Origin of the sequence: Botrimarina sp., assembly GCF_040219535.1 — a bacterium.
Classification (GTDB): Bacteria; Planctomycetota; Planctomycetia; order Pirellulales; family Lacipirellulaceae; genus Botrimarina.
This window is the reverse complement of the sequence record NZ_JAVJSH010000012.1, coordinates 246,339-270,158: the sequence shown is the minus strand read 5'-3', so window position 1 is coordinate 270,158 and position 23,820 is coordinate 246,339. Positions and strand designations below refer to the sequence as shown.

Here is a 23,820-nt window from a genome sequence, read left to right as displayed (position 1 = left end):
GCTCACCAACAACGCCCTGCGGATTGCCGCGGGGCGTTGTTTTCTTTTGGTGGCGCCGCAGATCGCTAAATCCACCCAAGCGGCACGACCGTAATCCCCCCGAAATCAGTCGGATCAAGCCCGGGCGATGGCGCGCCCAATCCACCAGACTCCTACACCAGGTCGAACCCATGATCGCGAACCGAGAAGGGCGTTGCTTTGCGGCAATCGCCGCAGCCGTGGCGTTTGCTGTTCCCGCCGCGCCTGCCTCAGCAGAACTCGTCTACGCGTTGACCACGCAGAACAGCGTAGCGGTGTTCGACTCGGCGGACCCCTCGGCCATCCTCGACGGGGGCAGCGTGCGAAACCTGCCGGGCTCGGTCGACCTCGAGGCGATCGACTACCGGGCCGCGACCGGCGAGATTTACTTGCTCGACGACATGGAGAACGTGTACACGTTCGACCCGGCGTCGTTCGAGGCGAGCGTCGTTGGCACGTTCTCGCCGCGTATCCCCGGCCTGAGCTTCGCGTTCGACTTCAACCCGGCGTTCATGGGGGGGCAGTTCGCTCGCATCATCACCGACACGAACGACAACCGCGTTATTAGCGGCGACACCGGCCAGTACCTGCCGCCGGTCGAGAAGACCGACGTGTTCTACGCCGCCGGCGACCCGAACGAGGGCGCCGACCCGAACGTCGCGGGCATCGCGTACACGAACAGCTTCGGCGTGCCGAGCTCGACCCAGCAGTACGGCATCGACAGCCGCTTGGGCGTGCTGGTGACCGTGGCGAACAACGCGGGCACGCTCCAGACGGTCGGCAGCCTCGGCGTCGGACCGCTCACCAACGAGCTCGGCTTCGACATCAGCGGCGCGACCGGCGTCGCCTACGCCGCGCTGCAGAGCGGGCCCAACAGCATGCTGTACACGATCGACCTCGGCACGGGCGCGGCGACCCTTGTCGATCAGATCGCCGCGGGTGACCTGATCCGCAGCCTGACCGTCATCCCGGTGCCGGAGCCGACTGGCTTCGCTCTGGCCTCGCTCGCCGGGCTGGGTCTGCTCCGCCGCCGCGGTTGATCGCGGGCTTCGTTGTCGACGAGCGAAACGAGAGAACGCCAAAGCCCCGCGTGACCTGGTTCACGCGGGGCTTTGGTCGTTGCGGGGCCCGCTCAGCCGGCCGCGCCGAACTCCTCGGCCAGCCATTTGGCCGCGTCGTCCCAGCCGGCCGCGGCCGCGGGCCAGTCGACCTGCATGGCCTTGACGTCGTCGGGCGTCTTGACGCGGCAGCGGCACGCGTTGTCGGCCTTGCTGTTGCGGTTGAGCGGGATCTGCGCGCTGGGGCCGATCACCAGGCGGCACTCGACCATCGACGTGAGCAAGAACTCGGCCAGCGCGTGGCCCGCTTGCGGGTTGGGCGAGTCCTTGATCAGCGCGACCGTGTTCGGGATGAACAGCGTGCCGAGCGCTGCGGAGTCGCCTGCCGGCGGGTCGTCGGCGGCGGGCTGGTCGGGGTAGATGATCGCTAGCGGCGCGTTGTTCTCTTCGATCTCGACCATCGCGTCGTCGGTGTCGGTGATCCCGAAGATCAGGTTGCCCTGGGCGACCTCCCGGGCGACCCGTCGGTTGCCCGACAGCACGCGGCAGTTTTGTTTCACGCCGGTGAAGAACTTCTTCGCCCGCTCCTCGCCCCACTCCTGGAACAGGCACGCCGCGTGGGTCGCCGTGGTGCCGAACAGCGGCTTGGCGATCCCCACCTGGTCGTAGAACTGGGGGTCGGTGAGGTCTTCGATCGAGTCGGGCCAGCGGGCCTCGGCCAAGCGGTTGGTGTTCACCACCAGCACCCGCGCGCGGGCGGCGAAGCCACGCCAGTCGTGGTCGGCCGAGCGGTACTCGGGCGGGTAGTTCGCGTCGGCCGACATGGGCTGCTCCCGCAGCAGGCCCTGCTGCTTCAGCCGCAGCGTGTGGAGCATCTCGTTGTTCCAGAACACGTCCGCGCGGGGGCGCTCGCCCTCGGCGAGGATCGCGTTGGCGAGGCCGACGGTCTTGGTGCTCTCGGTGTCGAAGCGCGCCTTGACCTCGATGCCGGTTTCGCGGGTGAACGCGTCGAAGATCGGGCGGCTGAACTCCTCGTCGAGCGCGGTGTAGACGACCACTTCTTTCGGCACGGTCGGCACGTCGCAGCCGACGACCACGACGACGAGGGCGGCGGCGGCGATAAGCGACAACCCGGCCGCGGCGGATGCGATACGCTTCATAGACCCGTGGGGGGGAGGTTTGCTACGTTTCGGAGGCCGCCCGCCGCGGCCCAGGGCTACCACCAACATAGCCCTCGACCCCGCCGATGGGCGCCGCCCATCCCACCGCTCACGGTCCGGCAACCCGCGTGGCTATGCAAATCGAATTGCTCGGCGCCGGCGGCTACCACCCCTCGCCGCGGCGGCACACGGCCTGTGTCTTCTTGCCGGAGGCCGCCCTCGCGCTCGACGCGGGCACCGCGGCCTTCCGGCTGCTACGGCGGGTCGGGGAGGGGGCGCTAGGCGAGTCGCGTCGGCTGGACGTGGTCCTCACGCACGCGCACCTGGACCACGTCGTCGGCCTGACCCACCTGCTCGGCATGGAGCACGCCGGCGAGCCGATCGAAACGGTTGTGCACGCCGCGCCGGAGGTCCTCGCGGCGATCCGCCAGCACCTGCTCGCGCCGGCCCTGTTCCCGATCCAGCCGGTGACCCGCTTCGAGCCGCTGGCCGACCCGCTGCGGCTGCCCGGCGGCGCGCGGGTCGATTGGTTCCCGCTCGACCACCCGGGCGGGTCGCTCGGGCTGCGCGTCGAGCACGGCGGCAAGAGCCTGGCTTACGTGACCGACACCCGCCCCCCGAGCCAAGCCAGCATCGACCGCGTGCGGGGCGTCGACGTGCTGCTGCACGAGGCCTACTTCGCCGACGCCCGCCGGGACTTCGCCCACACCACCGGCCACTGCACCGCCAGCCAAGCGGCCACGGTCGCGCGGGCGGCCGGCGTCGGGCGCCTGGTGATGGTCCACCCCGACCCGCGGGCCGACGAGGCGACCGAAGCGGCCGCGCTGGCCGAAGCCCGCCGCGTCTTCTCGGACTCCCAGTTCGGCCACGACGGGCAAGTCATCGAGGTCTGACCCGCCCCGCGTGCTAGCGGGCCGAGGGCGCAGCTCGCAGGCCCCGAGCGAGCCGGCGCCACTCGCGGTCGAGCCGCCGCGCGTAGCCGAAGTGCTCGACCTCCAGCAGGTGCCGCGCGGTCTCCACGTACCGGAGGCGCCGCACGCGGTCGTCGCCCCGTTTCTCTTGGCGGAAACGCCGCGCGGCGGGCGTGTCGCTCCGCGAAGCCAGCAGGCACCGAGCGACCAGCCGCGCCTGACGGTCGACCAGGCCCCACTGGCCGCTGTCGGGCTGGATCATCCCGAGCACGAACAGGTCGTCGCGCTCGGGGTGGAACACGTTGAGGTACAACTGCGGGCGTCCGTCGCGCCAGGCGAGCAGCGACTTGTCGATGAACGGGAAGGACAGGCGGTAGCCGGTCGCGTAGAGCACCACGCCGAACTCCTCTTCGCTGCCGTCGACGTACCGCACGCCTTCTTCGGTGAGCCGCTCGACGTCGGGCCGCACCTCGAGGTCGCCGTGCCGCAGGCAGTACACGAGCTGTGAGTTGATGACCGGGTGGGTCTCGAACAGCTTGTGGTCGGGCTTCGGCAGCCCGACGCTCGCCCGCGAACCCAGCATCAGGTAGCTCACCAGCCCGGCCAGCGCGCGGCGCGCGGCGATCGGCAACCGCAGGCGGAGCAGGTTCTCGCCGACCTGGTCGATCGGCAAGCCGCGGTAGAACTTCGGCAGCAGGTGGTACCCCCGCCGGAGGCTGAGCCGCGTGGCGGCCGCGTGCTGCGCGGCCTCCACGGCGATGTCGCAGCCGCTGTTGCCGCCGCCGACGACCAGCACTCTCTGCCCGCGCAGGCACTCCGGCGACTTGTACTCGCCGGAGTGCATCTCGATCCCCGTGAACGGGGACTCCGCGCCGGCCCGCCCGCTCCAAGCGGGGAACGACGGGTCCCAGTTGTGGCCGTTGGCGATCACGAGCGAGCCGTAGCGGCGGCGCTCGCCCGACTCGAGTTCGACCAGCCAGCCGCTCGCGGCGCGGCTCGCGTCGAGCGGCTGGACACGCCGCACGCCGGCCCCGTACTCGATCGCCTCTTCGAGGCCGAAGCGATCCGCGTAGCCGCGCAGGTACTCCAGGACCAGGCGGTGGCTCGGGTACTCCGGCCAGTGGTCGGGCATGGGGTGGTCGAGGTACTCGGTCAGCCGCTTGGAAGAAATCAGATGGGTTGACTCGAACACACGGCTTGTTCGCAGCGCAATATTCCAGTTGCCCCCCAGGTCGCGCTCGCGCTCGAGGCAGTCCACGGCGAGGCCCCCTTCGCGGAGCCGGCGGACCATCGCCAGCCCCGACGTGCCGGCGCCGATCACCGCGACGCGCTCGCGTCGCTCGAGACCGACCGCCGGGGGGGACGCGCTCACCTTCATGGGGGCTGTTGGCTGCATCGGATCTCTGCGTTGACGGGAGCGGCGCCCGGCCGGGGGGGTCGCCCACCCTGCGTCGCCGGATCAAGCCCCCTAACTTCCTTGCGACTTCTGCGGTCGTTCCGGCCGCTTCTTAGAAAACGAGTTGACGCCCTGCGGCGCGGTCCGAATGCTCTTGTGGGCAGTGGTCCAAGACGGACCGCCCACGGTGGAGAGCCGGCCAATCGCGCCCGCTCAGCGTACTCCGCTGGCCCCACGTGGGGGAACATGATGGCCAGGAAAGCCCATCCCGAATCCGCTCTCGCGCCCGACCCGCCCTCTCGAAAAGGGGGCGCGCCGGCCGATCTGTATCGCCTGGAGGGGACCTACGAGCGGCTGCGCCGCGCGTTGGTGCAGGGCCCCGCCGACGGGCGGCTCGAGCGGCCGCTGTCGTTCTGGGTGTTGCCCGACGACCGCCGCTTGCCGATCGCGTTCCTCGACCGGCCGATCCGCGTGCTGCTCGAGCGGCCGCTCGTCGAGTTGATGCAGACCCCCGGCGTGGGCCGCAAGAAGATCCTCGGGTTCTTCGAGCTGCTGCGTCGCGCGGTGAAGGACCGGTCCGCCCACGAGCCATTCGGCCTCGTCGGAGCGAACAACGGCGGCGCCGGCCCGGCCGCTAGGCGGGGGGTCGGCGTCGGCCGCGACACGGGGGCGGTTTCTGAATCGGTCTGGGCCGACTACTGCGAGACCGTCCGCCGCGCGGGCTTCGAGCCGCTCCCGCTGGGGTGCGTGGCGCCGAGCCTCAAGCCGCTGCCCACCGTGCTGTGGCGCAAGCCCCTCGCCGATTACGCCGGCCAGTCGCTCGCCGAGATCCGCGCGCTGAAGACCCACGGCGAGAAGCGGGTGTCCGCGATCATCGAGGTTTTCGCCACCGTGCACGAGGCCGCGTCGACCGCCGCGCTCGACGAGCACCTCCAGCTCGACCTTAGGCCGCACTTCGTGCGACCGATGACCGACTGGCTGCTGCGACGGTCCGAGGACCCGTCCCGCCTGACGCTGCCCGAGGCGCGCCAGCGACTCGCGCAGCCGCTCATCCACCAGACAGAGATCGACCTCGGGGCCGACGTGGCCCGCCTGGCGAGCGAACGCCTGGGCCTCGCCGGCGACGCCCCCTCGGTCAAGGAACAAGCCGAGCGGCTGCGGGTGACCCGGGCGCGTGTTTACCAGATGTTCGACGACTGTTCGCGGGTGCTAGCGGTGCGCTGGCCCGAGGGGCGTTGGCTGATGGCCGCGCTGGACGGGACCGACGCCACGCCCGACGCGGCGGCCCTCGTGCGTGGGGTGCGGGCGATCTTCTTCCCCGTGTGAGCGTGGCCCCGGGGCCGCGGTGTGTATACTCGTACACACAGCTCGCCCATGGCGCCGCCCCGCCCCAGATCCGTGTCCGATACGTCGCTGGCCCCCCGACCGTCGATCATTGCGCACAACGTGCGCCGGCTGATGGCGCGCGACGGGCTGACCTACGACGACGTGGTCGCCGCCACGGGGCTCGACGCGCGCACGCTGCGTGGCATCCTGCACGGCAAGAAGCGGCCCCACGCCAAGACGCTGCGGCGGCTGGCCGACGGCCTGGGGGTCGGCGCCGACGAGCTGTTCCTCGGCGAGGAGGGCTCGGCGTCGGCGCGGCTCGACGCGGCCAGCAACCCCGCTATCGAGCAAGCGGTCGCCGACCACCCCGGTCTGTTCGAAGACTGGTCGCCCCATGAGTTCGCCGAGCTCGCCAGCCGGGTGGGCGCGGGGGGCGGCCTGACGGCGGAGGGAGCGCGCGTCGCGGCGGCGGCGATGAACGCCAACCGCCGCACGATCGACCGCGCGAGGGTCCTGCTCGAGAGCGACCAGGCCGAGGCGCTGCGGACGGTCGTCGACGCGCTCTACGAGCGGGCCGCTTCGAGCAGCCGGTCGTAGCAAGCGCGGAGCTCGCCGCGGCGGGCCTCGACGTCGCGGTCGAGCGTGGCCGCGTCGGGGTAGTTCAGCAAGAACGCCAGCTTCTCGGCCTCGAGCTTGTCGGTCGGGTACTCGTGGCGGCCGGCCGAGTTCATCAGCCGGATCCTGGACTCGACGCTCCGCAGCAGCCGGTAGCCCTCGCGCAGCAACTCGGCGTCCGACCCGCCCAGGTAGCCGCCCGCCCGCAGCGCGTCGATCGCGTCGAGCGTGCCGGGGCGGCGGATCGACTCGTCGGCGCCGCCGTGGCGCAGCTGCAGCGTCTGCACGACGAACTCCGCGTCGACCGTGCCCCCCACGCCACGCTTGAGGTTGCGCGGGCTCGCGGTCTCCTCCATCCGCCGACGCATGTCGCGGATCGCGTCGACGTGTTCCGGCCGCCACTCGGCGCCGTAAGCCGCCTGGGCGACCGCCGCACGCGCCCGCTCCGCAGCCGGGCCGGTCCCGTAAACGACCCGCGCTTTGCACATCGCGAGCCGCTCCCAGAGCTGGCCCGACCCCTCCGCGAAGTAGTCCCGCAGCGCGCGGATCGACACGGCGAGCGTGCCGCCGCGGCCCGTGGGGCGCAGGCGGGCGTCGACCTCGTAGAGCCGCCCGTGGGGGCCGAGGCGGTTGGCGACCGAGATGATCCGCTGGCCCAGTTCGCTGAAGAAGTGGCTGTTGGTCGTGGAGATCGCGCGGCGGGAACGGCGCGGGTGGACCGTCGGGCCGTCGGCCTCGTAGAGGAAGACCAGGTCGAGGTCGGAGTGGTAGTTCGGCTCGCGGCCGCCGAGCTTGCCCAGCGCGAGCACCACCAGCCCGGCGGTCTGGCCCTCGCGGCCGGCGGTCGCCGACCGCTCTTCCTCGGCCGCGGCCGACTCGCCGGCGACCTCGTCGGCCGGCCCGATCGTCGGCGTGCCGTGCTTCTCGCACAGCGCCGCGTGCTCGCGCCGGGCGATCGCCCCCACGCACACCTGTGCGATGTCGGCCAGCGCGGCGTGGGTCTCGCCGACGTCGTCCTTGCCGACGAGGTCCCGCACGCCGACCCGCAGGTGCTGGGCGTTCTTGAAGCTGTGGAGGATCGGGTCGATGTCCTCCGCGCCGCGTGTCAGCTCGGCCAGGCCCAGGCAGAGCTGGTCGGGGGTGGGGAGCCGGTCCACCAACAGGCTGTCGACGAGCTCGTCGATCATGCCCGGGTTGCTGGTGAGGATGTCCGCCAGGTACGGGCACGCCGCGCAGAGCTTCACGTACAGCTCGAGCGCCGCGTCGCGGTGGCTGAACAGCTCCCACAGCGCGGCCTTGCCGCCGAGCGAGTCGCTGGTGCGGCTGAGGTTCACCAGCGTGGCGTCGGGCTCGGGCGTCTGGGCGACAGCGGCGAGCAGCCGGGGCGCGATCGACGCGAGGAAGTGCCGGCACCGCCGCGTCGACAAGAAGCGGATCCGCTCGGTCGCCAGCGCCATCAGGTTCGAGTAGGCCGCCTTCGGGTCGGCGAACGGGTAGCGGCCGAGGACCGACAGGATCGCTTCCTCCGAGGGGGCCGGGTCGTTCACGAGGTCGACCTCCGGCTCGTCGGCCGCCTGGTCGGTGAACGCGTCGTGCAGCAGGTGGTCGAGGATCCGGCGGTTGACCTCGGTGCGCTCGCGGAAGTCGTTCTGGAACGACTCGAGGGCCGAGGCCTTCTCGGTGTCGCGGTAGCCCATCCGCACGGCGACCTTCGCCAGCTCTGCGCGGTCGTCGGGCAGCGTGTGGGTCTGCAGGTCGAACAGCACCTGCAGGCGGTGCTCGAGCCTGCGGAGGAACTCGTAGTTCTCGCTCAGCCTCGCGCATTCTTGCGGCGTGAGGCAGCCGGCTTGCTCCAGGCGGTGCAGCGCGTCGAGCGTGGTGCCGGTGCGCACCTGGGGCAGCGCTCCGCCGTTGAGCAGCTGCAAGAACTGGATCACGAACTCGATGTCGCGGATGCCGCCGTGGCCGGTTTTGACGTTGCTCGCGTCGTCCCCCTCGCCGGTGGAGCGCTGCTCGATCCGCCGCTTGAGCGACTTGATGCCCGCGATGTCCGCCAGGCTCAGGTAGGTGCGGTAGACCCACGGCTCGAGCGTCGCTAGGAGCGAGCGGCCCAGCTCGAGGTCGCCCGCGACGGGCCGCGCCTTGATCAGCGCCTGCCGCTCCCACGTGCGGCCGCGGGTGTCGTAGTAGGCGACCATCGCGTCGGCGGTTTGGCAGAGCGGGCCGCGCGAGCCGTCGGGGCGCAGGCGGAGGTCGACGCGGTAGCCGGCGCCGTGCTCGGTGGCCTCGCCGACGAGCTTCACCACGTCGCGGGCCAGTCGGTCGAAGTACTCGGCGGTGGTGGTCGAGCCGGGCCGGTCGGTCGGGCCGTCCTCGTCGAACACGAACATCAGGTCGATGTCGCTGGAGTAGTTCAGCTCGACGCCGCCGAGCTTGCCGAGGCCGAGCACACAGAAGCGGGCGCGCTGGCCGTCGCGTCGCAGGGGGGCGCCGAAGCGCGCGTCGAGCTTGCGCGCGGCGAACGCGAGGGCCGCCTCGAGGATGGCGTCGGCCAGCAGCGAGATCTGGCGCGCGACGACCGCCACGTTCTGGCCGCGGACGATGTCGCCGTAGGCGATCCGTGTCATCTCGCGCCGCTTGGCCCGCCGCAACGCGGCCGACACGCGCGACGCGTCGTCGAGCGAGTCGACCTCGCTCACCAGCTCGTCGACCAGCGCCTCGCGCGACACGGGCCGGCCCTCGGTCATCCGCACCAGGTCGTAGCACTCCTGGTCGCGCACGAGCTGATCGGCCAGGTGTTGGCTGGCGGCGAGCAGTTGCAGCAGGTTCGGCAAGGCCTCGTGGTCGCGCTCGAACAGCGCGGCGGTCGACAGCGGGTGCCGCGCGGCGGCGATGAACCGCTCGAGGTTCCGCAGCGCCATCGGCGCGTCGGCCAGGCGGGGCGCCGTGGCCTCGTACTGCGTGCGCATCAACGCGACCAGGTCGGCAGGCACGCCCGACGCGCCGATCTCGCGCCAGGCCGCGTCGGTGGCTGGTGTCGGTGTGGAGGTCGCTGTCATGGGTCCAAGCGGCGGGCCGAAACGGCGGCCCGGGAAGAGCTACGCGATCAGTCCAAGGCCGGGGGCGGCCGCCTGGCCGACGCCCCCTGGCGGGTCTAGTTTACCCCGTTCCAACCGCCGAGGCGAGCACACGCCGACCGTCCGCGTTCAGGCCGAGCCGGCGAGCTGGAACAGCTCGGGCCCCGCGTGCTCGGTCACCACCTCGCCGAACAGCGTGTGGGCGTTGGCGTCGTACACGGCGACCGGCAGGGTTTGGCCGATCTGCCGGGGGTTCCCTTCGAACACGACGATCCGGTCGCACATCGTGCGGCCGGTGAGCTGAAGCGGGCCCTCGCCCCCGACCCGACCCGCTTTGACGGCCGCTTTGCTGGGCCCCTCGACGAGCACCCCGACCCGCGCGCCGAGGAACCGCTGGTTGTCTTCCTCGCTGATCTGGTTCTGCAGCGCGAGCAGCTCGTTGTTCCGCCGCCGCTTGACCTCGTCCGGCACGTCGTCGGGCAGGCGGTCGGCCGCTTTGGTTCCGGGGCGCTCGCTGTATTTGAAGATGAAGCTGTTCTTGAAGCGGCACTCGCGCACCAGGTCCATCGTCTGCTGGAAGTCCCCTTCGGTCTCGCCGCTGAAGCCCACGATGAAGTCGCTGGTGATCGCCACGTCGGGCATCCACCGCTTCGCGCGGTCGTGCATCTCACGGTAGTCGGCGATCGTGTAGCCCCGCTTCATCCTGCGGAGCTGCTCGTCCGAGCCGTGCTGCGCGGGCACGTGCAGGTACTTGCACGCCTTGGGCAGGTCGCGGACCGCCCGGAGCACGTCGTCGGTCATGTCCTTCGGGTACGACGTGACGAACTTGATCCGCTCGATGCCGTCGACCTCGTGCAGCGCGTAGAGCAGGTCGCTGAACCGCCAGGCGCGGCCGTCTTCGGTGTGCCGCCAGCTGTTGACCGTCTGGCCGAGCAGGACGACCTCTTTGCAGCCCTCGCCGGCGAGCTGCCGAGCTTCGGCGAGGACCTGGCTGGGGGGGCGGCTCTGCTCGGGGCCGCGCACGCTCGGCACGATGCAGTACGTGCAGAACTTGTCGCAGCCGATCTGGATCCGCACGTACGCCTGAAACGGCGTGGGACGCATCGTGGGGTCGCGGAGCGGGTCGAATGACTCGTGGCTGCGCTTGATGGCGTCGGCCTTGCCGTCGGTGCGGCCGAGCGAGACCTCCAGCCGCTGGCCCCCCGGCTTCGATCGGGCTTCGCGCACCAGCTGGGGCACCTGGTGGAGCTGGCCGGGGCCGACGACGATGTCCACGTACGGCGCGCGGCGGAAGATCAGCCGCTGGTCCTTTTGCGCCATGCAGCCCATCACGCCGATCACCTTGTCGGGCATCGCGCGCTTGGCGTCCTTCAGCCGCCCGAGGGCCGAGTAGATCTTGTCCTCGGCGTGCTGCCGCACGCTGCACGTGTTGAACAGCACGGTGTCGGCCTCGTCGGTCGAGCCGGTCAGCTCGTAGCCCTCTTTGCGTAGCGCCGCGACGACCAGCTCCGAGTCGAGCAGGTTCATCTGGCAGCCGACGGTTTCGATATAGAGCTTCTTCATCACGCTGCGTTAGGAGGCTTTTCTAAAGGCTTCTCGCGCGGCCTTCTCGCGGGCCTTCTTCTTCCGTTCGATCTCTCGGGCGTGGTGGGCGTCGACTTGTTGCTGCACCTGGCTGACGAGCGTCGCCGCGCGCTGCCGCATCATCTGCACCAGCATCCGCACCGCGACCCCAGCCGCGGCGACGAACAGGACCCACTCGAGCGTCGTCATCCCTGGGTTCTCCTTCCGTGGAGCCAGCCCGCCGGCGGCGGGGCTGCCTAGTTTACCCAGGTTGGCCTCTGCCGGGCGAGGGCAAGGGCCGCGGGTGCTAGCAATCACCAGATGCGGGCGACGCCGTACGCGTCGAACGCCTTGTCCCGGCTGACGATCGGGAGGCCCTCGGCCATCGCCTGAGCGATCAATAGCCGATCGAACGGGTCGCCGTGGTGGTGCGGCAAGCTCGGCAACAATCGCGGCATGCGACAGGCCGACCGGTAGTAACTGCAGTCCGAGCTGCTTGGTGGCTTCGCGAAAGTAGATTTCGAAAGGCTTCGCCAACTGGTATTTTCCCAACCCGACCTTGATGGCGATTTCCCAGTAGCTCCCGGCGCTTAAGACCAACGAGTTTCTTACGTCGGATAGGGTGTCTGCCGCGACGGAACTCAGCTTCGAGCTGTCGTCCATCGCCCACAGGAAAGCATGCGTGTCCAGCAGGACCCTCAAGGCATGTACTCTTTAAAGTCTTTCAGATGCTCGTCGTCTTCTTCGATGACCGTCAACCAGCCCTTGAGCAGCCCGAGTTGACGCCGTTTCGGTTGAGCGCTGTCCGGCGCCTCGCTAGTGGAGGCCCAGAGCGTCGCCACCGGCTGGTCGCCGCGGGTAAAGACGATCGGCTCCGTCGCGACGCGCGCGACGAGGTCCTTCACGGCGTCGGGGGCGGTCTCGAGTGGGACGATGACAGACATCGGAGGTCTCCAGGAAGGCTGCCCTATTCTACTACTCGCCCAAGAGCGACGCGAACGCCGCTAATGAACGGGCAGTGACAACCGTCGTTCACCCCGAACGAAGGCTCGCGCCGGCAGACAACTTCGCCCCCCGCAACCACTCCGCCGCCGCCATCCGCCGCTTGCCGGCGGGCTGGACCTCGAGCAGCTCGAGCGCGCCCTCGCCGGTCGCGACCAGGAGCCGCTCGTCGGCCTCGAGCACCTCGCCAGGAGCTCCGTCAGCGTCGGTCGCTTCCGCGCGGTCGACGACCAGTCGCAGCGGCTCGCCCTTCGCCTGCGGCGCAAACGTATAAGCCCGCGGCCAGGGCTGCAGGCCGCGGACTTGGTTCTTGATCTGGGTGGCCGGGCGGGACCAGTCGATGAGGCCGTGTTCCTTCTTCAGGCGGGGCGCCTTGGAGACTTGCGACCCGTCTTGCGGCCTGCCCTGGGCGGCGCCGGCCGCCAGCTCCGCGACGACCCGCTGCACGACCTCGGCGCCCATCGCGGCCAGCCGCGCCTCGAGGTCGCCGGCCGTCTCGTCCGGGTCGATCGGCGTGCGGGCCTCGCCGAGCACCGGGCCCGCGTCGAGGCCGGGCGTCATCTGTATGACGCTCACGCCGGTCTCGGCATCGCCGTTGAGAACCGCCCACTGCACCGGCGCCGCGCCGCGGTAGCGGGGCAACAACGAGCCGTGCAGGTTGATTCCCCCGAGCCGCGTCGCGGCGAGCGCAGGCGGCTTGAGGATCTCGCCGTAGTCGCACACGAGCAGCAGGTCGGCCTCGTAGCCCGCCAGGCGCTCGACCGATTCGGCGAGGTTCACGCTCTCGGGCTGCCAGAGCGGCAAGCCGAGCTCGTCGGCCGCCAGCGCCATCGGTGCCGCCGGCTCGCCGCGGCGGCCGCGCGGGGGCCGCGTGACGACGGCCAGCAGCTCGGCGTCGCCGGAGTCGGCCAAGAGCCGCAGCGTCGGCACGGCGAACGGCCCGGTTCCTAAGGCAACAATCCGCATGGGTTTAGCCGCTGATGTACGCTGATGGTGTCGGATGTCAAACGCAGAAACAAATCCTTCCTGCTCTCGATGCCGATGAGCTGAGAGTCGCAACGAACCAATCGACATCCGTGTCGATCCGCGTTCATCCGCGGCTAAATTCTTAGCACCGCAGCGACTCGAGTTCGGCCAGCCGCGCGGCGATCGCTTCGTCGCTGGGGGCGTCGCCGGTTTGTTGGCGGCTCTGCCAGTCGACCTCCAATTCGTAGAGCAGATCGTCGACCTCGGCCCGCTCGGTCGGCGACATCTTGTCCGTGAACAGGATGCCATCGAGGTGGTCGGTCTCGTGCTGGATCACGCGCGCGAGCATGCCGTCGACCGTTTGGTTGATCTCGTTGCCCGCCAGGTCGTACGCCTGCACCTGGATGGTGGTGTGGCGCCGCATGGGGCCGCGGATTTCGGGCAGGCTGAGGCAGCCCTCGGACATCTCGGCTTGGCCCTTGCCTTTGGAGAGGACCGGGTTGAGCAACACGGTCTCGTGCTCCTTCTGGTCCGGGTCGCCGGTCACGTTGATCACGAACATGCGGTAGGGCAGGTCGACTTGGTTGGCGGCCAAGCCGATCCCCTCGTGCTCGTACATCAGCTCGATCATCTCGGCGGCCCAATCGCGGAGCTGTCGATCGACCTTCACCAGCGGCCGGGACACGTGGCGGAGGGTCGGGTGCGGGTAATTGACGATTTCTAGCGGCACGACGCACGGCGCTCCGGCGGATTGGTAGCGATTCGAGGCGGAGCGTTCACTATAAAGGGACGGGCCGGACCGCGGCGCCCTGTCAGCCCGCCCCGTCAGCCCGCCCTGTCAGCCGGCCCCGTCTGCCCACCCCCTCTGCCCGCAGCAACGCCGCTGGAATGCCCCGCGTGGAAGCCGACCGCCGCGCTAGCCTCGCCGCTTGGGGCGCTTCGCTAGCGGCCCACTCGTTGCTGGTCGGGGGCGTGCTGTGGAGCGGGCTGGGCGCCGGCGCGCCGCAGGCCGGCGACGAGCCGACCCGCGAGGTAGGCATCGTGGTCCGCCAGTCGGACCAGCCCCCCGCCCCGTTCGAAACCCCGGCCGAAGCCCCGACCGACACCCAATCGCCGGCCGACTCCTCGGCGCAGGAGCAACTGCTGGCCGACATCCAAGCGGCGCCGAGCCCGTTCAGCGGCTTGCTCGAGGAGCTGCTGGCGGAGCCCACGCCGGGCCCCGGCGCCGCGGCGGCAGCCGCATCGAGCCAGGCGGCCGCGGGCGGGGGCGGTCGTCCCACGTTGCCGATCGGCGAGGCGCGTGTGCCGTTCTTCGGCGTGGAGGGGGTCGGCACGCGGTTCGTGTACGCTCTGGATCGATCGATCAGCATGCGGGGCGGGCCGCTGCGCACCGCGAAGGCCGAGCTGCTGGCGAGCCTCGCGGGGCTGGGGCCCACGCACCAGTTCCAGATCGTGTTCTTCAGCACACGCGTCGACGTGTTCGACCTCAGCGGCCGCAACCGCCTGGCTTGGGGCGACTCGCAGAGCAAGCGCCGCGCTGAGCAGTACGTGCAGTCGGTCACCGCCGAAGGGGGGACCGAGCGCCACTCGGCGCTGCTGGCCGCGCTGCGGTACGGGCCGGACGTGGTTTTCTTCCTCACCGACGACGACCTGCCGATGGCCCGCAACGAGATCGAAGAAGTCGTCGGCAAGGCCCGCGGCACGACGATCCACGCGATCGAGTTCGGCGGCGGACCCGACCACGGCCGCGACAACTTCCTCCGCGAGCTGGCCGAGCGGACCGGCGGCCAGCGGCGGTATGTCGACACCTCGCGTCTGCCCGATTAGCCTCGCGGTCTGCCGCAGGAACCTCCTCCCGCCTTCGCGCCCTCTGCACGCCATGCCGCCGGCCAGCCCGCTGCCGCCTGTCGCCGATTCTTGGGCGTGGCAATTGCTCACCTCCGGCGGCGTGCCGGGCATGCTGTTGCTGGGCGTGCTGCTGTTGTTGTCGCTGGCGGCGCTGGCCCTGGCGGTCGAGCAATTCCTCACGGTCCGCGCCAGCCGCCTCGCGCCGGAGACCGTCGGCATCCGCGTCCGCACGCTGCTGGAAGCGGGCGACCTGTCCGGGGCGGCGCGGGCGGCCGACTCGGGCGGGATGCTCGGCGCGGTGCTCAACGCGGCGATCGAAGAGGCCCAGGAGCTCTCCGGCACGGCCGGTCCGACCTGGCCGGCGGTCGAGAAAGCGATGGAGGACGCCGCGCAGGTCGGCGCCGCGCGGCTGATGCGGCGGATCGACTACCTGGCCGTGATCGGCAACCTGGCGCCGATGGTCGGCCTGCTCGGCACGGTCGTCGGGATGATCTTCGCGTTCCGAGAGGTGGCCGCCACCCAAGGCGCGGCGACCGCCGGGGAGCTCGCGTCGGGGATCTATCAAGCGCTCGTGACGACTGTCGGCGGCTTGCTCGTGGCGATCCCCTCGCTCGCCGTTTACGCGGTGCTGCGGAGCCGTGTCGAAGCGATCACGGCCGACGTGGCCGCCCAGGCCGACACCGCGACCCGGCCGCTGAAGCGCGCGCTGTGGTCGGACGGGGCGCGGCAGGCGGCCTCCCCCGCGATCGCGCTCCCCGCGAAGCCCGGCCGCCGAGCGTGACGATGCGTGTGCCGTTAGCCAACCGGTCCGGCGCCGGCCGCCACGCGGCCGAAGCGAACATGACGCCGATGATCGACGTCGTGTTCTTGCTGATCATCTTCTTCCTGGTGAGCAGCCACCTCGCCCGCCGCGAGACCCGCCTGGCGCTCGACCTCCCGTCGGCGCGCACGTCGGCCCCCGACGCCGACACCGCGCCGCGGCTCACCGTGAACGTGACCGCCGACGGCGCGGTGACCCTCGGCGCCCAGCCGGTCACGCTCGGCGAGCTGACCGAGCGCCTGAGCCAAGCCGCCGCCCAGGCCGGCGCCGCGCCGCGTGTGCGCCTGCGGAGCGACCGCGCGGTCGACTACGCACGCGTCGAGCCGGTGCTGGCCGCGTGTGTCGCCGCGGGCGTGGAGGACGTTTCGCTCGCGGTGCTCGGCGCGGCGCCCGCGGCCGGAGGGCCCACGCCGTGAGGACGCCGCGAGCCCCGCGGACGCTGGCCGCCAACCCCCTGGCGGCGGCCATGACGCCGATGATCGACGTGGTGTTCTTGCTGCTGGTGTTCTTCCTGTGCACGGCCAGCTTCCAGGAGCCCGAAGAGAACCTGGCCGCCAGCCTCGCCTACCAATCGGCCGACGCGGGGTCCGGCGCGGGCGAGGCGACCCGGCCGCCGCTGGAGGAGATCGCCATCGCCGGCCGGCGGGTCGAGGGCCGCACGCTGTGGACCGTCAACGACGGCCCCCAAGCCGCCGACCCGGCCACGCTCGCGCGGCTGCTCGCCGACCTGGCCGCGATCGACCGCTCGCTGCCGGTCACGATCGACCCGGCGGCCGGCGTGCCGATGGGCGACGCCGTCGCCGCGTACGACGCGGCCCGCGCGGCGGGGCTCGGCCGCGTGCTATTGGTCGCCTCGGACGCCGGCGCGGACGAAGGAGAACCGGCGCGGTGAAGACCTTTCTCCGCACGACGCTCGCCACGCTCGTCGCCGCCGGGCACGCGCTCGCGCAAGGCTCGCTGACCGACGACTTGGACCGCGCACAGCAGCAGCTAGGGCAAGCCGCCACGCCGGTCCCGGACGACGTCGAGTCGCTGGTGGCTGAAGCAGGGGAGCGCCTCCGCGCTGGCCACACCGACGCGGCGGTCGCCGCGCTCGACAAAGCGGCCTCGGCTGCGAGTCGGTCCGGCGCGACCGGCAGGTCGTTCGAGCTGTCGCTCGCCGCCGCCGAGGCGCTCCGCGCGGCCGGCCAGCCCGCCGAGGCGGCGCGTCGCTTCCGTGATGCGGCGCTCGAGAACCCGCGCGACCCGCGGGCCGCGGCCGCCCACCGCGCGGCTTGCGACGCGCTCGTGCCGCTGCTCGCCGCGGCGGACGAGGGGTTCCTTGCCTCGTACGACAAACTGCTCGCCGAGCACCTGGATGCCTGGCCCGGCGGTGAGTCGGAAGAAGCGGTGCGTCGCTTGCGGCGGCGGGTGCTCGCGCTCGCCGAGCGGTGGCCCGAGCTGCTCAAAGAGCTCCGCGCCGCGGCGGACGCGGCCGAGCCAGAGCTCCTCGTCGCCGCGCACGCGGGCCTGCTGCGGGAGGAGCCTTCGATCGAGCGCTTCGAAGCGGCCCGGGCCGACTTGCAAGGGATGTTCCTCGTCGGCCAGCCCCCCGCCTGGACCGACAACTGGACCGACGCGAGCCGCGAGGCGGCGCTCGTGCTGGCGACCGCGTCGCTGGGCCGGGGCGAAGACTGGCACGCGTACGCGCGGAAGCTCCTGCGGGTCGCGGCCCACGCGCCGCCGGCGCCCGACGCCGAGTGGCGCCGCCGCGCGGCGGCCGTGCGCGTCGTGGCGGCGCTGGCGTCGGACGACCGGCAGGGCGCCTCCGCGGCGATCGCCGACGCCGGCCTGCGCGGCACGCCGGCGGTCGCCGAGCTATTGCAAGCGACCAGCGCGAGGCTGGCCGAAGCCCGCTCGCCGGCCGCCGCCGCCCAGGCCGCGCGGCGGCTAGCCGACAGCCTCGGCGCCCTGGCCGGCGACAAGCGGGCCCCCGCCGCGAGCCAGATCGCCGCCGCCGGCCGCGAAGCGGAGGCTCTGGCCGTCGCCAAAACGCTCGCCGAAGAGAACCCCGCCGACCGGGCCGCCCAAGCCGCCTACGCGCGGCTGCTCGCCGAGAGCGCCGACGCCGGCAAGAAAGAGAAAGCGCTCGAGCGATGGCGCCAGATCGAAGCCCGCGACCCGCGCGGGACCCAAGCGTGGTACGAGGCCCGCCTGGCGCGGATCGACCTGCTCGAGGAGCTCGGCCGACAGGACGACGCCCAGAAGCTGGTGGCCCTAACCCGCCTGCTCGCGCCGCCGCCGCCGGACAGCGAAGCGGCGGAGCGGCTCAGCCCGCTGTAGGTCGCGTGGCGCCGCCGATCCACCGCCAGACTCAAACGCGGAGCGCCAATTCCCCGAACGACCCCACCCGCACATGCGGCGGCTGCGCCGCCGAAGCCTCGGCGTTGCCCGGCCGGACCACCAGGCAAGTCGCCATCCCCGCCGCGCGGGCCGCGTTGAGCTCTTCGGTCACGTCGCTGAGGAACAGGATCTCGCCGGGCGGTAGGCGCCAGTCTTCGGCGATGCGGCGGTAGCTCTCCGCGTCGCGCTTGGGGCCGGTCGTTGTGTCGTAATGGCCGCTGAAGTGGGGGGTCAGGTCGCCCGCTTCGGTGTGGCCGAAGAACAGCCGCTGCGCGTGCACGCTGCCGGAAGAATAGACCCGCAGGTCGAGGCCCGCCGCGCGCCAGCGCTCCAGGGCCGGCGGCACGTCGTCGTACACGTGCGCCTGCAACTCGCCCGAGCGGAAGCCGGCTTCCCACACGAGGCCCTGGAGGGTCTTCAGGCCGGTGGCCTTCACGTCGGAGTCCATCAGGCGGTGGGCCTCGTCGGCGAGCGCCGAGGGCGAGTCGAACTCGCGGCCCGCGTCCTGGGCGAACTGGCGCCGCACGTCGCGCATCGCGTCGTCGGACCAGTGGTCGGCCACGTACGTGGGGATCGCCCGCCGCGCGAAGGGGAACATCACGTCGTACACGTAGGCCACGGCCGAGGTGGTCCCCTCGATGTCGAGCAATACCCCGCGGCCGGAGAACTGCATACTAGTCCTTGGAATGAACCACAAAGGCACGAAGGACACAAAGACGCCTTCGTGATCTTCGTGCCTTTGTGGTTCCCTTTTGCCTTACAACCGGACCGGCCCGTCGCCCAGCGCGGCGGAGCCCGCTTCGGCGGTCATGTAGCGCGGGCCCCAGCACAGCGGCGGGTGCTCGGCGTGGACCGGGTTGTCCATGTACTCGGGCGTCCAGCCGCTTGTCTCTTGGAACAAGCGGATGCAGCGGATCGTGCGGTCGTCGCACAGGTGGAACCAGTGCCGCGTGCCGCGGGGCACGTTGATCAGGTCGCCGGGGCCGACCTCGATCGCGAACACCGGGTCGCTCCCCTCGGGGTTGATCCAGAACACGCCGGCGCCGCGCACGGTGAAGCGGACCTCGTCCTCCGAGTGGGTGTGCTCCTTGTCGAACTTGGCGAGCATCGCGTCGAGGTTCGGGGTGTCGGGCGACACGTTGATCACGTCGGCGGTCACGTAGCCGCCGGCCTCTTTCAGCCGCTCGATCTCCGGCGCGTAGGCGGCGAGGATCTCGTCGGACTCCGCGTCGGGCCCGACGCGACCCTCGACGTCCCAACGCTCGTGCCAGATGCCGTACGGCTTGAGGAACGCGGCGATCTCGGCCGGGTCGTCGAGGCGGCGGCTTTCGGCGGGAATCTTGACGGTGGCCATGGGAGGGAAGGCTGTAGGCTGGAGGCGGTAGGCTTTAGGAAGCGCTGTCGCGGTGCTTGGGGGATCACGCGCCCCGCCGCGCTTCGCACTCGAACAGGAACTCGAGCGCCTCGACGCAGCGCCGCGCGCCGCTCAGGTCGCTGTCCCAAGTGTAGAGGCCGTGCTTGTCGATGAGGAAGCCGCGGCGGACCGATTCGTCGCCGGCACGCAGGCGCTCCGCGAGCTCTTCGGCCAGGGCGGCGATGTCTTGCGTGTTGGGGAACACGGCCAGGTCGACGGCCGTGTCGTGCGTGGTCACGCCGGGCAGGGCCTTGAGCATCTCGTAGCCGGCGAGGGTGACCACGCCATCGGGCCCGTGGCGGTCGGACAGCAGCGTGTTCCAGACCGAGTGCGTGTGCACGATCGCCCCCGCGCCGGCGAACCGCGTGAGCGTGGTGTGCAGCAGCGTTTCGGCGGACGACTTTGGGGCGTCGGGCTCGACGCTCTGGCCGGTCTCGTCGACCAGCACGAAGTCGTCCTCGGTCAGCCGGTCCTTGTGCTTGCCGCTGGCGGTCACCAGCAGCCGCAGCGGGTTCTCCGACAGCCGCACGCTGTAGTTGCTGCTGGTCGCCAGCGACCAGCCCCGCGCGTGCATCTCGCCGCCCAGGGTGATCAGGCCGCGCGCGGCGGCCCGGCGGGCGTCGGCGGCGAAGGGGGCGTCGGCAGCGGCTGGCGGGATTGGCACGCCCGCTATGCTCGCAAATCGGGCCGCGGATGGTCAACAAGCTGCCTGGGCGCCTGCTTCGCAACCTGGCGAGCGGCCGCCCAAACCCACCCGCCGGCACGGCCGTCGCGACCCGCCCAGAACTTCGGCATGCCACACCCGGCTGCGGGCAAGCGCGGCGTGCGGACCAACGCATGTTTAAGCGGAGGCCGCTCCGCGTCGGGCGCCGCGCGTCGCCGCTACCAGTCCTCCGACTGCGAACGACCGTTGCTCCGGCGGGCGGTTGCATCGGTTCCTGTACCCGACGACCAAGCCGGTCGCCCGAGCCGGTGATTGTTGATGTCCTCCCCCGCCGCTCATCCCGCCATCGCGTGGCTCGCTCGGCCGAGCGTGTCGTCGAAGATCGCGCTGGGGTTCGGCACGGTGCTCGTGCTGCACCTGACGGTCGTCGCGCTGGGGCACTACGGCCTGCGTCGCGCGCAGAGCGACCGCGTCGCCCAGGAGGCGCTCCGCTCAAAGGTCGAGACCTTCAACGAGGTTGATCGCACCCTCGCCGAGCTGCAGCGCAACGTGCTCCTCTTCGAGTTCACCGGCTACACCGGGCCCGAGCACCGAGCCGAAGCGCTCGAGGGCAGGCTGCGGCAACTGCTAGACGAGGTCGAGGACTGCTTCAGCCCCGGCTCTGGGTTGGGCCTGGATCCAGAGCTGCTCACCCGGCTCCGCGGAGGCCTGCGGCGCCACCACGAGACCTTTCAGGCGGTAGTCCTGAAGCGGGCCGAGCGGCAGCGCCTGTTGGAAGACACCCTCGCCGGCGAGGCGCAGCGGTTCCTCGACTTGATCGGGCGGCTCGGCGCGGGCGCCGAGGAGGACCCCCGCCTGCTGCGGGTCCAGAACGCGTTCGCCGCCGCGCGGCTTCACACCCTGCGCTTCGTGGCCGACCCGTATTCGTCACACGTGCGCGTCGCCAAGCAGTCCCTCGCCGACGCGCGGCGCTGGCTTGCGAAAGCGGCCCCGGAGTTCCCGCGGCGTTCGGCCGACCTGCTCGACGCGATCGACCGGTACGAGTCGGCCTTCACGCAGATGGTCCAGTCGACGCGCGGCTACCTGCGGCTGGCGAACGTGGTGCTGGCCGGCGAGTCGGAGTGGTTGCTCCAAATGACCCGCGAGGCGCGTGTCGAGTGCGCACAGCGGACGCACGAGCTGTCCCAGCAAGTCGAGGCCGACGCCGACCGGTTCATCGCGATGAACACCGCGGTTTCGGTGATCACGGTCTTGCTCGGGCTCGGCGCGTCGTGGCTCATCGCCCGGAACGTGGCGCCCCCGCTCAAGGCGATCGCCGCCACGTTCGATCGGCTCGCCGCCGACCAGCCGTGCGGCGCCGTGCCGTGTCTGGGCCGCGGCGACGAGCTCGGCCGGCTGGCCCACGCGGCCGAGGCCTTCCGCGCCAAGGCCGCCGAGACCCAGCGCCTGCTCAACGAGATCACCCGCCTGAGGGAGCACGATCGGCAGGTCGCCCACTCTCGGAGGATGGAGTCGATCGGCCAACTCGCCGCCGGGATCGCCCACGAGGTGAACACGCCGATGCAAGCGGCCGTGAACAACGTCGGGTACATCTCGACAGCCAGCCGACGCGTGCTCGACGAGGTGGCCGCCCTGCAACAAGCCTGCCAGAGCCCCAACGCGGGCCGGCCGCGTTGGCGCGCCGCGGTGCGGCGCCGCGCCGAAGACCCCCAGCTCACCCACGCGGTCGCCGAGATGCCCGTCGCGATCGACGAGCTCCGCGGGGCCGTGGGCCGCGTGGTCGAGATCGTCGGCGCGATGCGGGTGATGGCGCACCCCGGCCGGGTCGCGAAAGCGCCGATCGATGTGAACCAGCTCGTGCGCGACGCCGCGGTCCTTAGCAGCAATCGCTGGAAGGAGCACTCCGTGTGCGAGTTCGAGCTCGGCGACTCGCTCCCCATGCCCGAAGGCGCCGCCGCCGCGATCAGCCAGGCGGTGCTCAACCTGATCGTGAACGCCGCCGACGCGATCGCCGAAGCCCGCGCTGCCGGCCGGCACGACCTGCCCGGCGTGATCCGCCTGTGCACCTACGCCGACGCCGATTCGGTCTACATCGAGGTCGCCGACACCGGGCCCGGCGTGCCGGAGGCGATCCGCGAGCGGATCTTCGATCCCTTCTTCACGACCAAGGACATCGGCCAAGGGACCGGCCAGGGGCTCGCCCTGTGCTACGACGTCGTCGTGCGACAGCACCGGGGCGAACTCACCCTCGTCGACCACCCGGGCCGCGGCGCGACGTTCCTCGTGCGTATCCCGATCGAGGCCGCCGACGCGTTCGAGCCGGCGCCGGCGACGGCCTCCGTGGTCGCGGCGAGCCAGCCTACCACGACGTGAACGCCCACACGGCCAGCCCACCGACCAGCCACGCCAGCGACGCCCAGGCCAGCCAGGTGAGCAACCGGTCGGCCGCGCTCGGCGATCCGCCGCCGTGCGAGTGGCCCCCCCCGTCGTCCTGCCCGGAGTGCGCCAGCCGCCACAGGCCGACCGTGAGGGCGGCGAAAAGAAGGTTCAAGAACAGGGTGTAGTCGACCCCGAACCGCTGGGTCGGCTCGACCGACTCGCTCGCCCCCCCTTGGGGCAACAGCCCCGCCAGGGCGAACCCGTAGTGCAGCGCGAGCGACGCCGCTACGAGCGACACGAGGAACACCGCCAGGATGTACAGCGCCATCTTCCAGCCGTAGTACTTCGCGTTGATCCGCAGCACCGGGAAGACGACCAAGTCGCTAAAGATGAACGCCATCACGCCGGCGAAGCTCACGCCGTTGGCCAGCAGCAGCGACGCCAGCGGGATGTTGCCCATCGAGCCGATGAACGTGCAGAACGCGGCAACCGGGCCGACCACGGTCTGCGCGAGCACCTGCCAGAAGGGCAGCGAGTCGCCCGACCCCGCGCCGACGAACAGCCAGGTGAAGAACTCCCGTGGCACGAACGCGCTGATCACGCCGGCCACCGTGAAGCCGAAGGTCACGTCGCGCCAGACCATGCCCCATTCCATGAAGTAGCGCTCCGCGACGCGTCGCCAGCCGTCCCACGAGCGGATCAGCTCTCGCCAGTCGTCCGGGTCGCCCTGGCCCCCCTCGCCCTGGGCCCGCTGCCGCGCCTGTTCTTCGAGCGACTTCGGCAGCGTCAGGCGCACGATCAGCCACATCACCAAGATCAGCAGCACGCCGCCGAGGTACTCGCCGACAACGAAGTGCCAGCTGAGGAACACCGCGATCAAGATCCCCAGCTCGATCACGAGGTTCGTCGACGCCAGCATGAAAGCCAGCGCCGGCGCGAGGCCCGCCCCCTTCTTGAACAGCGCCTTGCTGGTCGCCAGGGCGGCGAAGCTGCACGAGCTAGAGATAAAGCCGAACACGGTCGCCAGGGCCATGCTCTTGGGCCCCGACTCGCCCATCGCGCGCCGCATCCGCTCCCGGGTCACGAAGACCTGGATGCAGCTGCTGATCACGTACCCGAGCGCGAAGGCCCAGAAAGCCATCCAGAAGAAGCTGACCGTCGTAAGGGCGGACTCGCCCCAGCTCTCGACGAATGCGTCCCAAGACAAAACCGGCCCCCGAA

The 23,820-nt window shown here is 71.2% G+C and carries 23 protein-coding genes and 1 pseudogene; 10 read left to right on the top strand and 14 right to left on the bottom strand.

Features of this window, described 5'->3' with window-relative positions:
• Positions 1-170: 170 nt before the first annotated feature.
• Positions 171-1,058 carry a DUF4394 domain-containing protein gene (locus RIC11_RS05230; RefSeq protein ID WP_350209047.1) on the top strand — a complete coding sequence of 296 codons (888 nt, stop codon included), beginning with the start codon at positions 171-173 and terminating at the stop codon, positions 1,056-1,058.
• Positions 1,059-1,150: 92 nt separating this feature from the next.
• Here RIC11_RS05230 and RIC11_RS05225 read toward each other — a convergent pair whose 3' ends face one another.
• Positions 1,151-2,236 carry an extracellular solute-binding protein gene (locus RIC11_RS05225; protein WP_350209045.1) on the bottom strand — a complete coding sequence of 362 codons (1,086 nt, stop codon included), beginning with the start codon at positions 2,234-2,236 and terminating at the stop codon, positions 1,151-1,153.
• Positions 2,237-2,370: 134 nt separating this feature from the next.
• Between RIC11_RS05225 and RIC11_RS05220 the strand changes: the two genes are divergently transcribed.
• A complete protein-coding gene (locus RIC11_RS05220; RefSeq protein ID WP_350209717.1) occupies positions 2,371-3,129 on the top strand; it encodes an MBL fold metallo-hydrolase in 759 nt (252 codons plus the stop codon).
• 13 nt (positions 3,130-3,142) lie between these two features.
• Here the strand turns inward: RIC11_RS05220 and RIC11_RS05215 are convergent, their stop codons facing one another.
• Positions 3,143-4,519 (bottom strand): flavin-containing monooxygenase, encoded by a 1,377-nt coding sequence (locus tag RIC11_RS05215; protein ID WP_350209043.1) that lies wholly within the window; start codon positions 4,517-4,519, stop codon positions 3,143-3,145.
• Positions 4,520-4,792: 273 nt separating this feature from the next.
• Between RIC11_RS05215 and RIC11_RS05210 the strand changes: the two genes are divergently transcribed.
• A complete protein-coding gene (locus RIC11_RS05210) occupies positions 4,793-5,869 on the top strand; it encodes a hypothetical protein (protein ID WP_350209041.1) in 1,077 nt (358 codons plus the stop codon).
• A 72-nt stretch (positions 5,870-5,941) separates the two neighbouring features.
• On the top strand, positions 5,942-6,466 hold the full coding sequence (locus RIC11_RS05205; protein ID WP_350209039.1) for a helix-turn-helix domain-containing protein: 525 nt from the start codon (positions 5,942-5,944) through the stop codon (positions 6,464-6,466).
• On the opposite strand, the gene RIC11_RS05200 is transcribed toward RIC11_RS05205, so the two are convergent.
• From RIC11_RS05200 to def, 8 genes and pseudogenes are all read right to left on the bottom strand, one after another.
• A complete protein-coding gene (locus tag RIC11_RS05200) occupies positions 6,433-9,543 on the bottom strand; it encodes a [protein-PII] uridylyltransferase family protein (RefSeq protein ID WP_350209037.1) in 3,111 nt (1,036 codons plus the stop codon). The two genes, RIC11_RS05205 and RIC11_RS05200, sit on opposite strands and share 34 nt — an antisense overlap.
• A gap of 147 nt (positions 9,544-9,690) precedes the next feature.
• The gene (gene miaB, locus RIC11_RS05195) at positions 9,691-11,124 is read right to left on the bottom strand and encodes a tRNA (N6-isopentenyl adenosine(37)-C2)-methylthiotransferase MiaB (protein WP_350209035.1); all 1,434 of its coding nucleotides are present in this window, start codon (positions 11,122-11,124) and stop codon (positions 9,691-9,693) included.
• Between the two features lie 9 nt (positions 11,125-11,133).
• Positions 11,134-11,334 (bottom strand): hypothetical protein, encoded by a 201-nt coding sequence (locus RIC11_RS05190; protein ID WP_350209729.1) that lies wholly within the window; start codon positions 11,332-11,334, stop codon positions 11,134-11,136.
• Positions 11,335-11,438: 104 nt separating this feature from the next.
• Positions 11,439-11,582: a PIN domain-containing protein gene (locus RIC11_RS05185; protein WP_350209727.1), complete on the bottom strand. Its 144-nt coding sequence runs from the start codon at positions 11,580-11,582 to the stop codon at positions 11,439-11,441.
• Between the two features lie 10 nt (positions 11,583-11,592).
• A pseudogene (locus RIC11_RS05180) lies at positions 11,593-11,787 on the bottom strand (type II toxin-antitoxin system VapC family toxin); the annotation flags it as partial.
• A gap of 35 nt (positions 11,788-11,822) precedes the next feature.
• Complete coding sequence (locus RIC11_RS05175) at positions 11,823-12,068, bottom strand: hypothetical protein (protein ID WP_350209034.1); 246 nt, start codon at positions 12,066-12,068, stop codon at positions 11,823-11,825.
• 88 nt (positions 12,069-12,156) lie between these two features.
• Positions 12,157-13,092 carry a methionyl-tRNA formyltransferase gene (gene fmt / locus RIC11_RS05170; RefSeq protein ID WP_350209032.1) on the bottom strand — a complete coding sequence of 312 codons (936 nt, stop codon included), beginning with the start codon at positions 13,090-13,092 and terminating at the stop codon, positions 12,157-12,159.
• A gap of 142 nt (positions 13,093-13,234) precedes the next feature.
• Complete coding sequence (gene def / locus RIC11_RS05165) at positions 13,235-13,822, bottom strand: peptide deformylase (protein ID WP_350209030.1); 588 nt, start codon at positions 13,820-13,822, stop codon at positions 13,235-13,237.
• 158 nt (positions 13,823-13,980) lie between these two features.
• Here def and RIC11_RS05160 point away from each other — a divergent pair, with 158 nt between their 5' ends.
• Genes RIC11_RS05160 through RIC11_RS05140 form a run of 5 tightly spaced genes read left to right on the top strand, consistent with a single transcriptional unit; the run spans position 13,981 to position 18,082 of the window.
• On the top strand, positions 13,981-14,919 hold the full coding sequence (locus RIC11_RS05160; protein ID WP_350209028.1) for a vWA domain-containing protein: 939 nt from the start codon (positions 13,981-13,983) through the stop codon (positions 14,917-14,919).
• Positions 14,920-14,971: 52 nt separating this feature from the next.
• A complete protein-coding gene (locus RIC11_RS05155) occupies positions 14,972-15,721 on the top strand; it encodes a MotA/TolQ/ExbB proton channel family protein (RefSeq protein WP_350209026.1) in 750 nt (249 codons plus the stop codon).
• Positions 15,722-15,723: 2 nt separating this feature from the next.
• On the top strand, positions 15,724-16,176 hold the full coding sequence (locus RIC11_RS05150; RefSeq protein ID WP_350209024.1) for an ExbD/TolR family protein: 453 nt from the start codon (positions 15,724-15,726) through the stop codon (positions 16,174-16,176).
• On the top strand, positions 16,173-16,652 hold the full coding sequence (locus RIC11_RS05145; protein WP_350209022.1) for a biopolymer transporter ExbD: 480 nt from the start codon (positions 16,173-16,175) through the stop codon (positions 16,650-16,652). Before RIC11_RS05150 ends, RIC11_RS05145 begins: the two co-directional genes overlap by 4 nt.
• Positions 16,649-18,082, top strand: a complete 1,434-nt coding sequence (locus tag RIC11_RS05140) for a hypothetical protein (protein WP_350209020.1) — start codon at positions 16,649-16,651, stop codon at positions 18,080-18,082. Before RIC11_RS05145 ends, RIC11_RS05140 begins: the two co-directional genes overlap by 4 nt.
• 31 nt (positions 18,083-18,113) lie before the next feature.
• Here RIC11_RS05140 and mtnC read toward each other — a convergent pair whose 3' ends face one another.
• The 3 genes from mtnC to mtnB form a co-directional block, all read right to left on the bottom strand.
• Positions 18,114-18,815: an acireductone synthase gene (gene mtnC / locus RIC11_RS05135; RefSeq protein ID WP_350209018.1), complete on the bottom strand. Its 702-nt coding sequence runs from the start codon at positions 18,813-18,815 to the stop codon at positions 18,114-18,116.
• Between the two features lie 84 nt (positions 18,816-18,899).
• A complete protein-coding gene (locus RIC11_RS05130) occupies positions 18,900-19,496 on the bottom strand; it encodes a 1,2-dihydroxy-3-keto-5-methylthiopentene dioxygenase (protein WP_350209016.1) in 597 nt (198 codons plus the stop codon).
• Between the two features lie 64 nt (positions 19,497-19,560).
• Positions 19,561-20,220 (bottom strand): methylthioribulose 1-phosphate dehydratase, encoded by a 660-nt coding sequence (gene mtnB, locus RIC11_RS05125; protein ID WP_350209015.1) that lies wholly within the window; start codon positions 20,218-20,220, stop codon positions 19,561-19,563.
• A gap of 318 nt (positions 20,221-20,538) precedes the next feature.
• Here mtnB and RIC11_RS05120 point away from each other — a divergent pair, with 318 nt between their 5' ends.
• Positions 20,539-22,593, top strand: a complete 2,055-nt coding sequence (locus RIC11_RS05120; RefSeq protein ID WP_350209013.1) for a sensor histidine kinase — start codon at positions 20,539-20,541, stop codon at positions 22,591-22,593.
• On the opposite strand, the gene RIC11_RS05115 is transcribed toward RIC11_RS05120, so the two are convergent.
• Entirely contained in the window at positions 22,580-23,806 is a 1,227-nt protein-coding gene (locus tag RIC11_RS05115) for a permease (RefSeq protein ID WP_350209011.1), read from the bottom strand. The two genes, RIC11_RS05120 and RIC11_RS05115, sit on opposite strands and share 14 nt — an antisense overlap.
• Between the last annotated feature and the right edge of the window lie 14 nt (positions 23,807-23,820).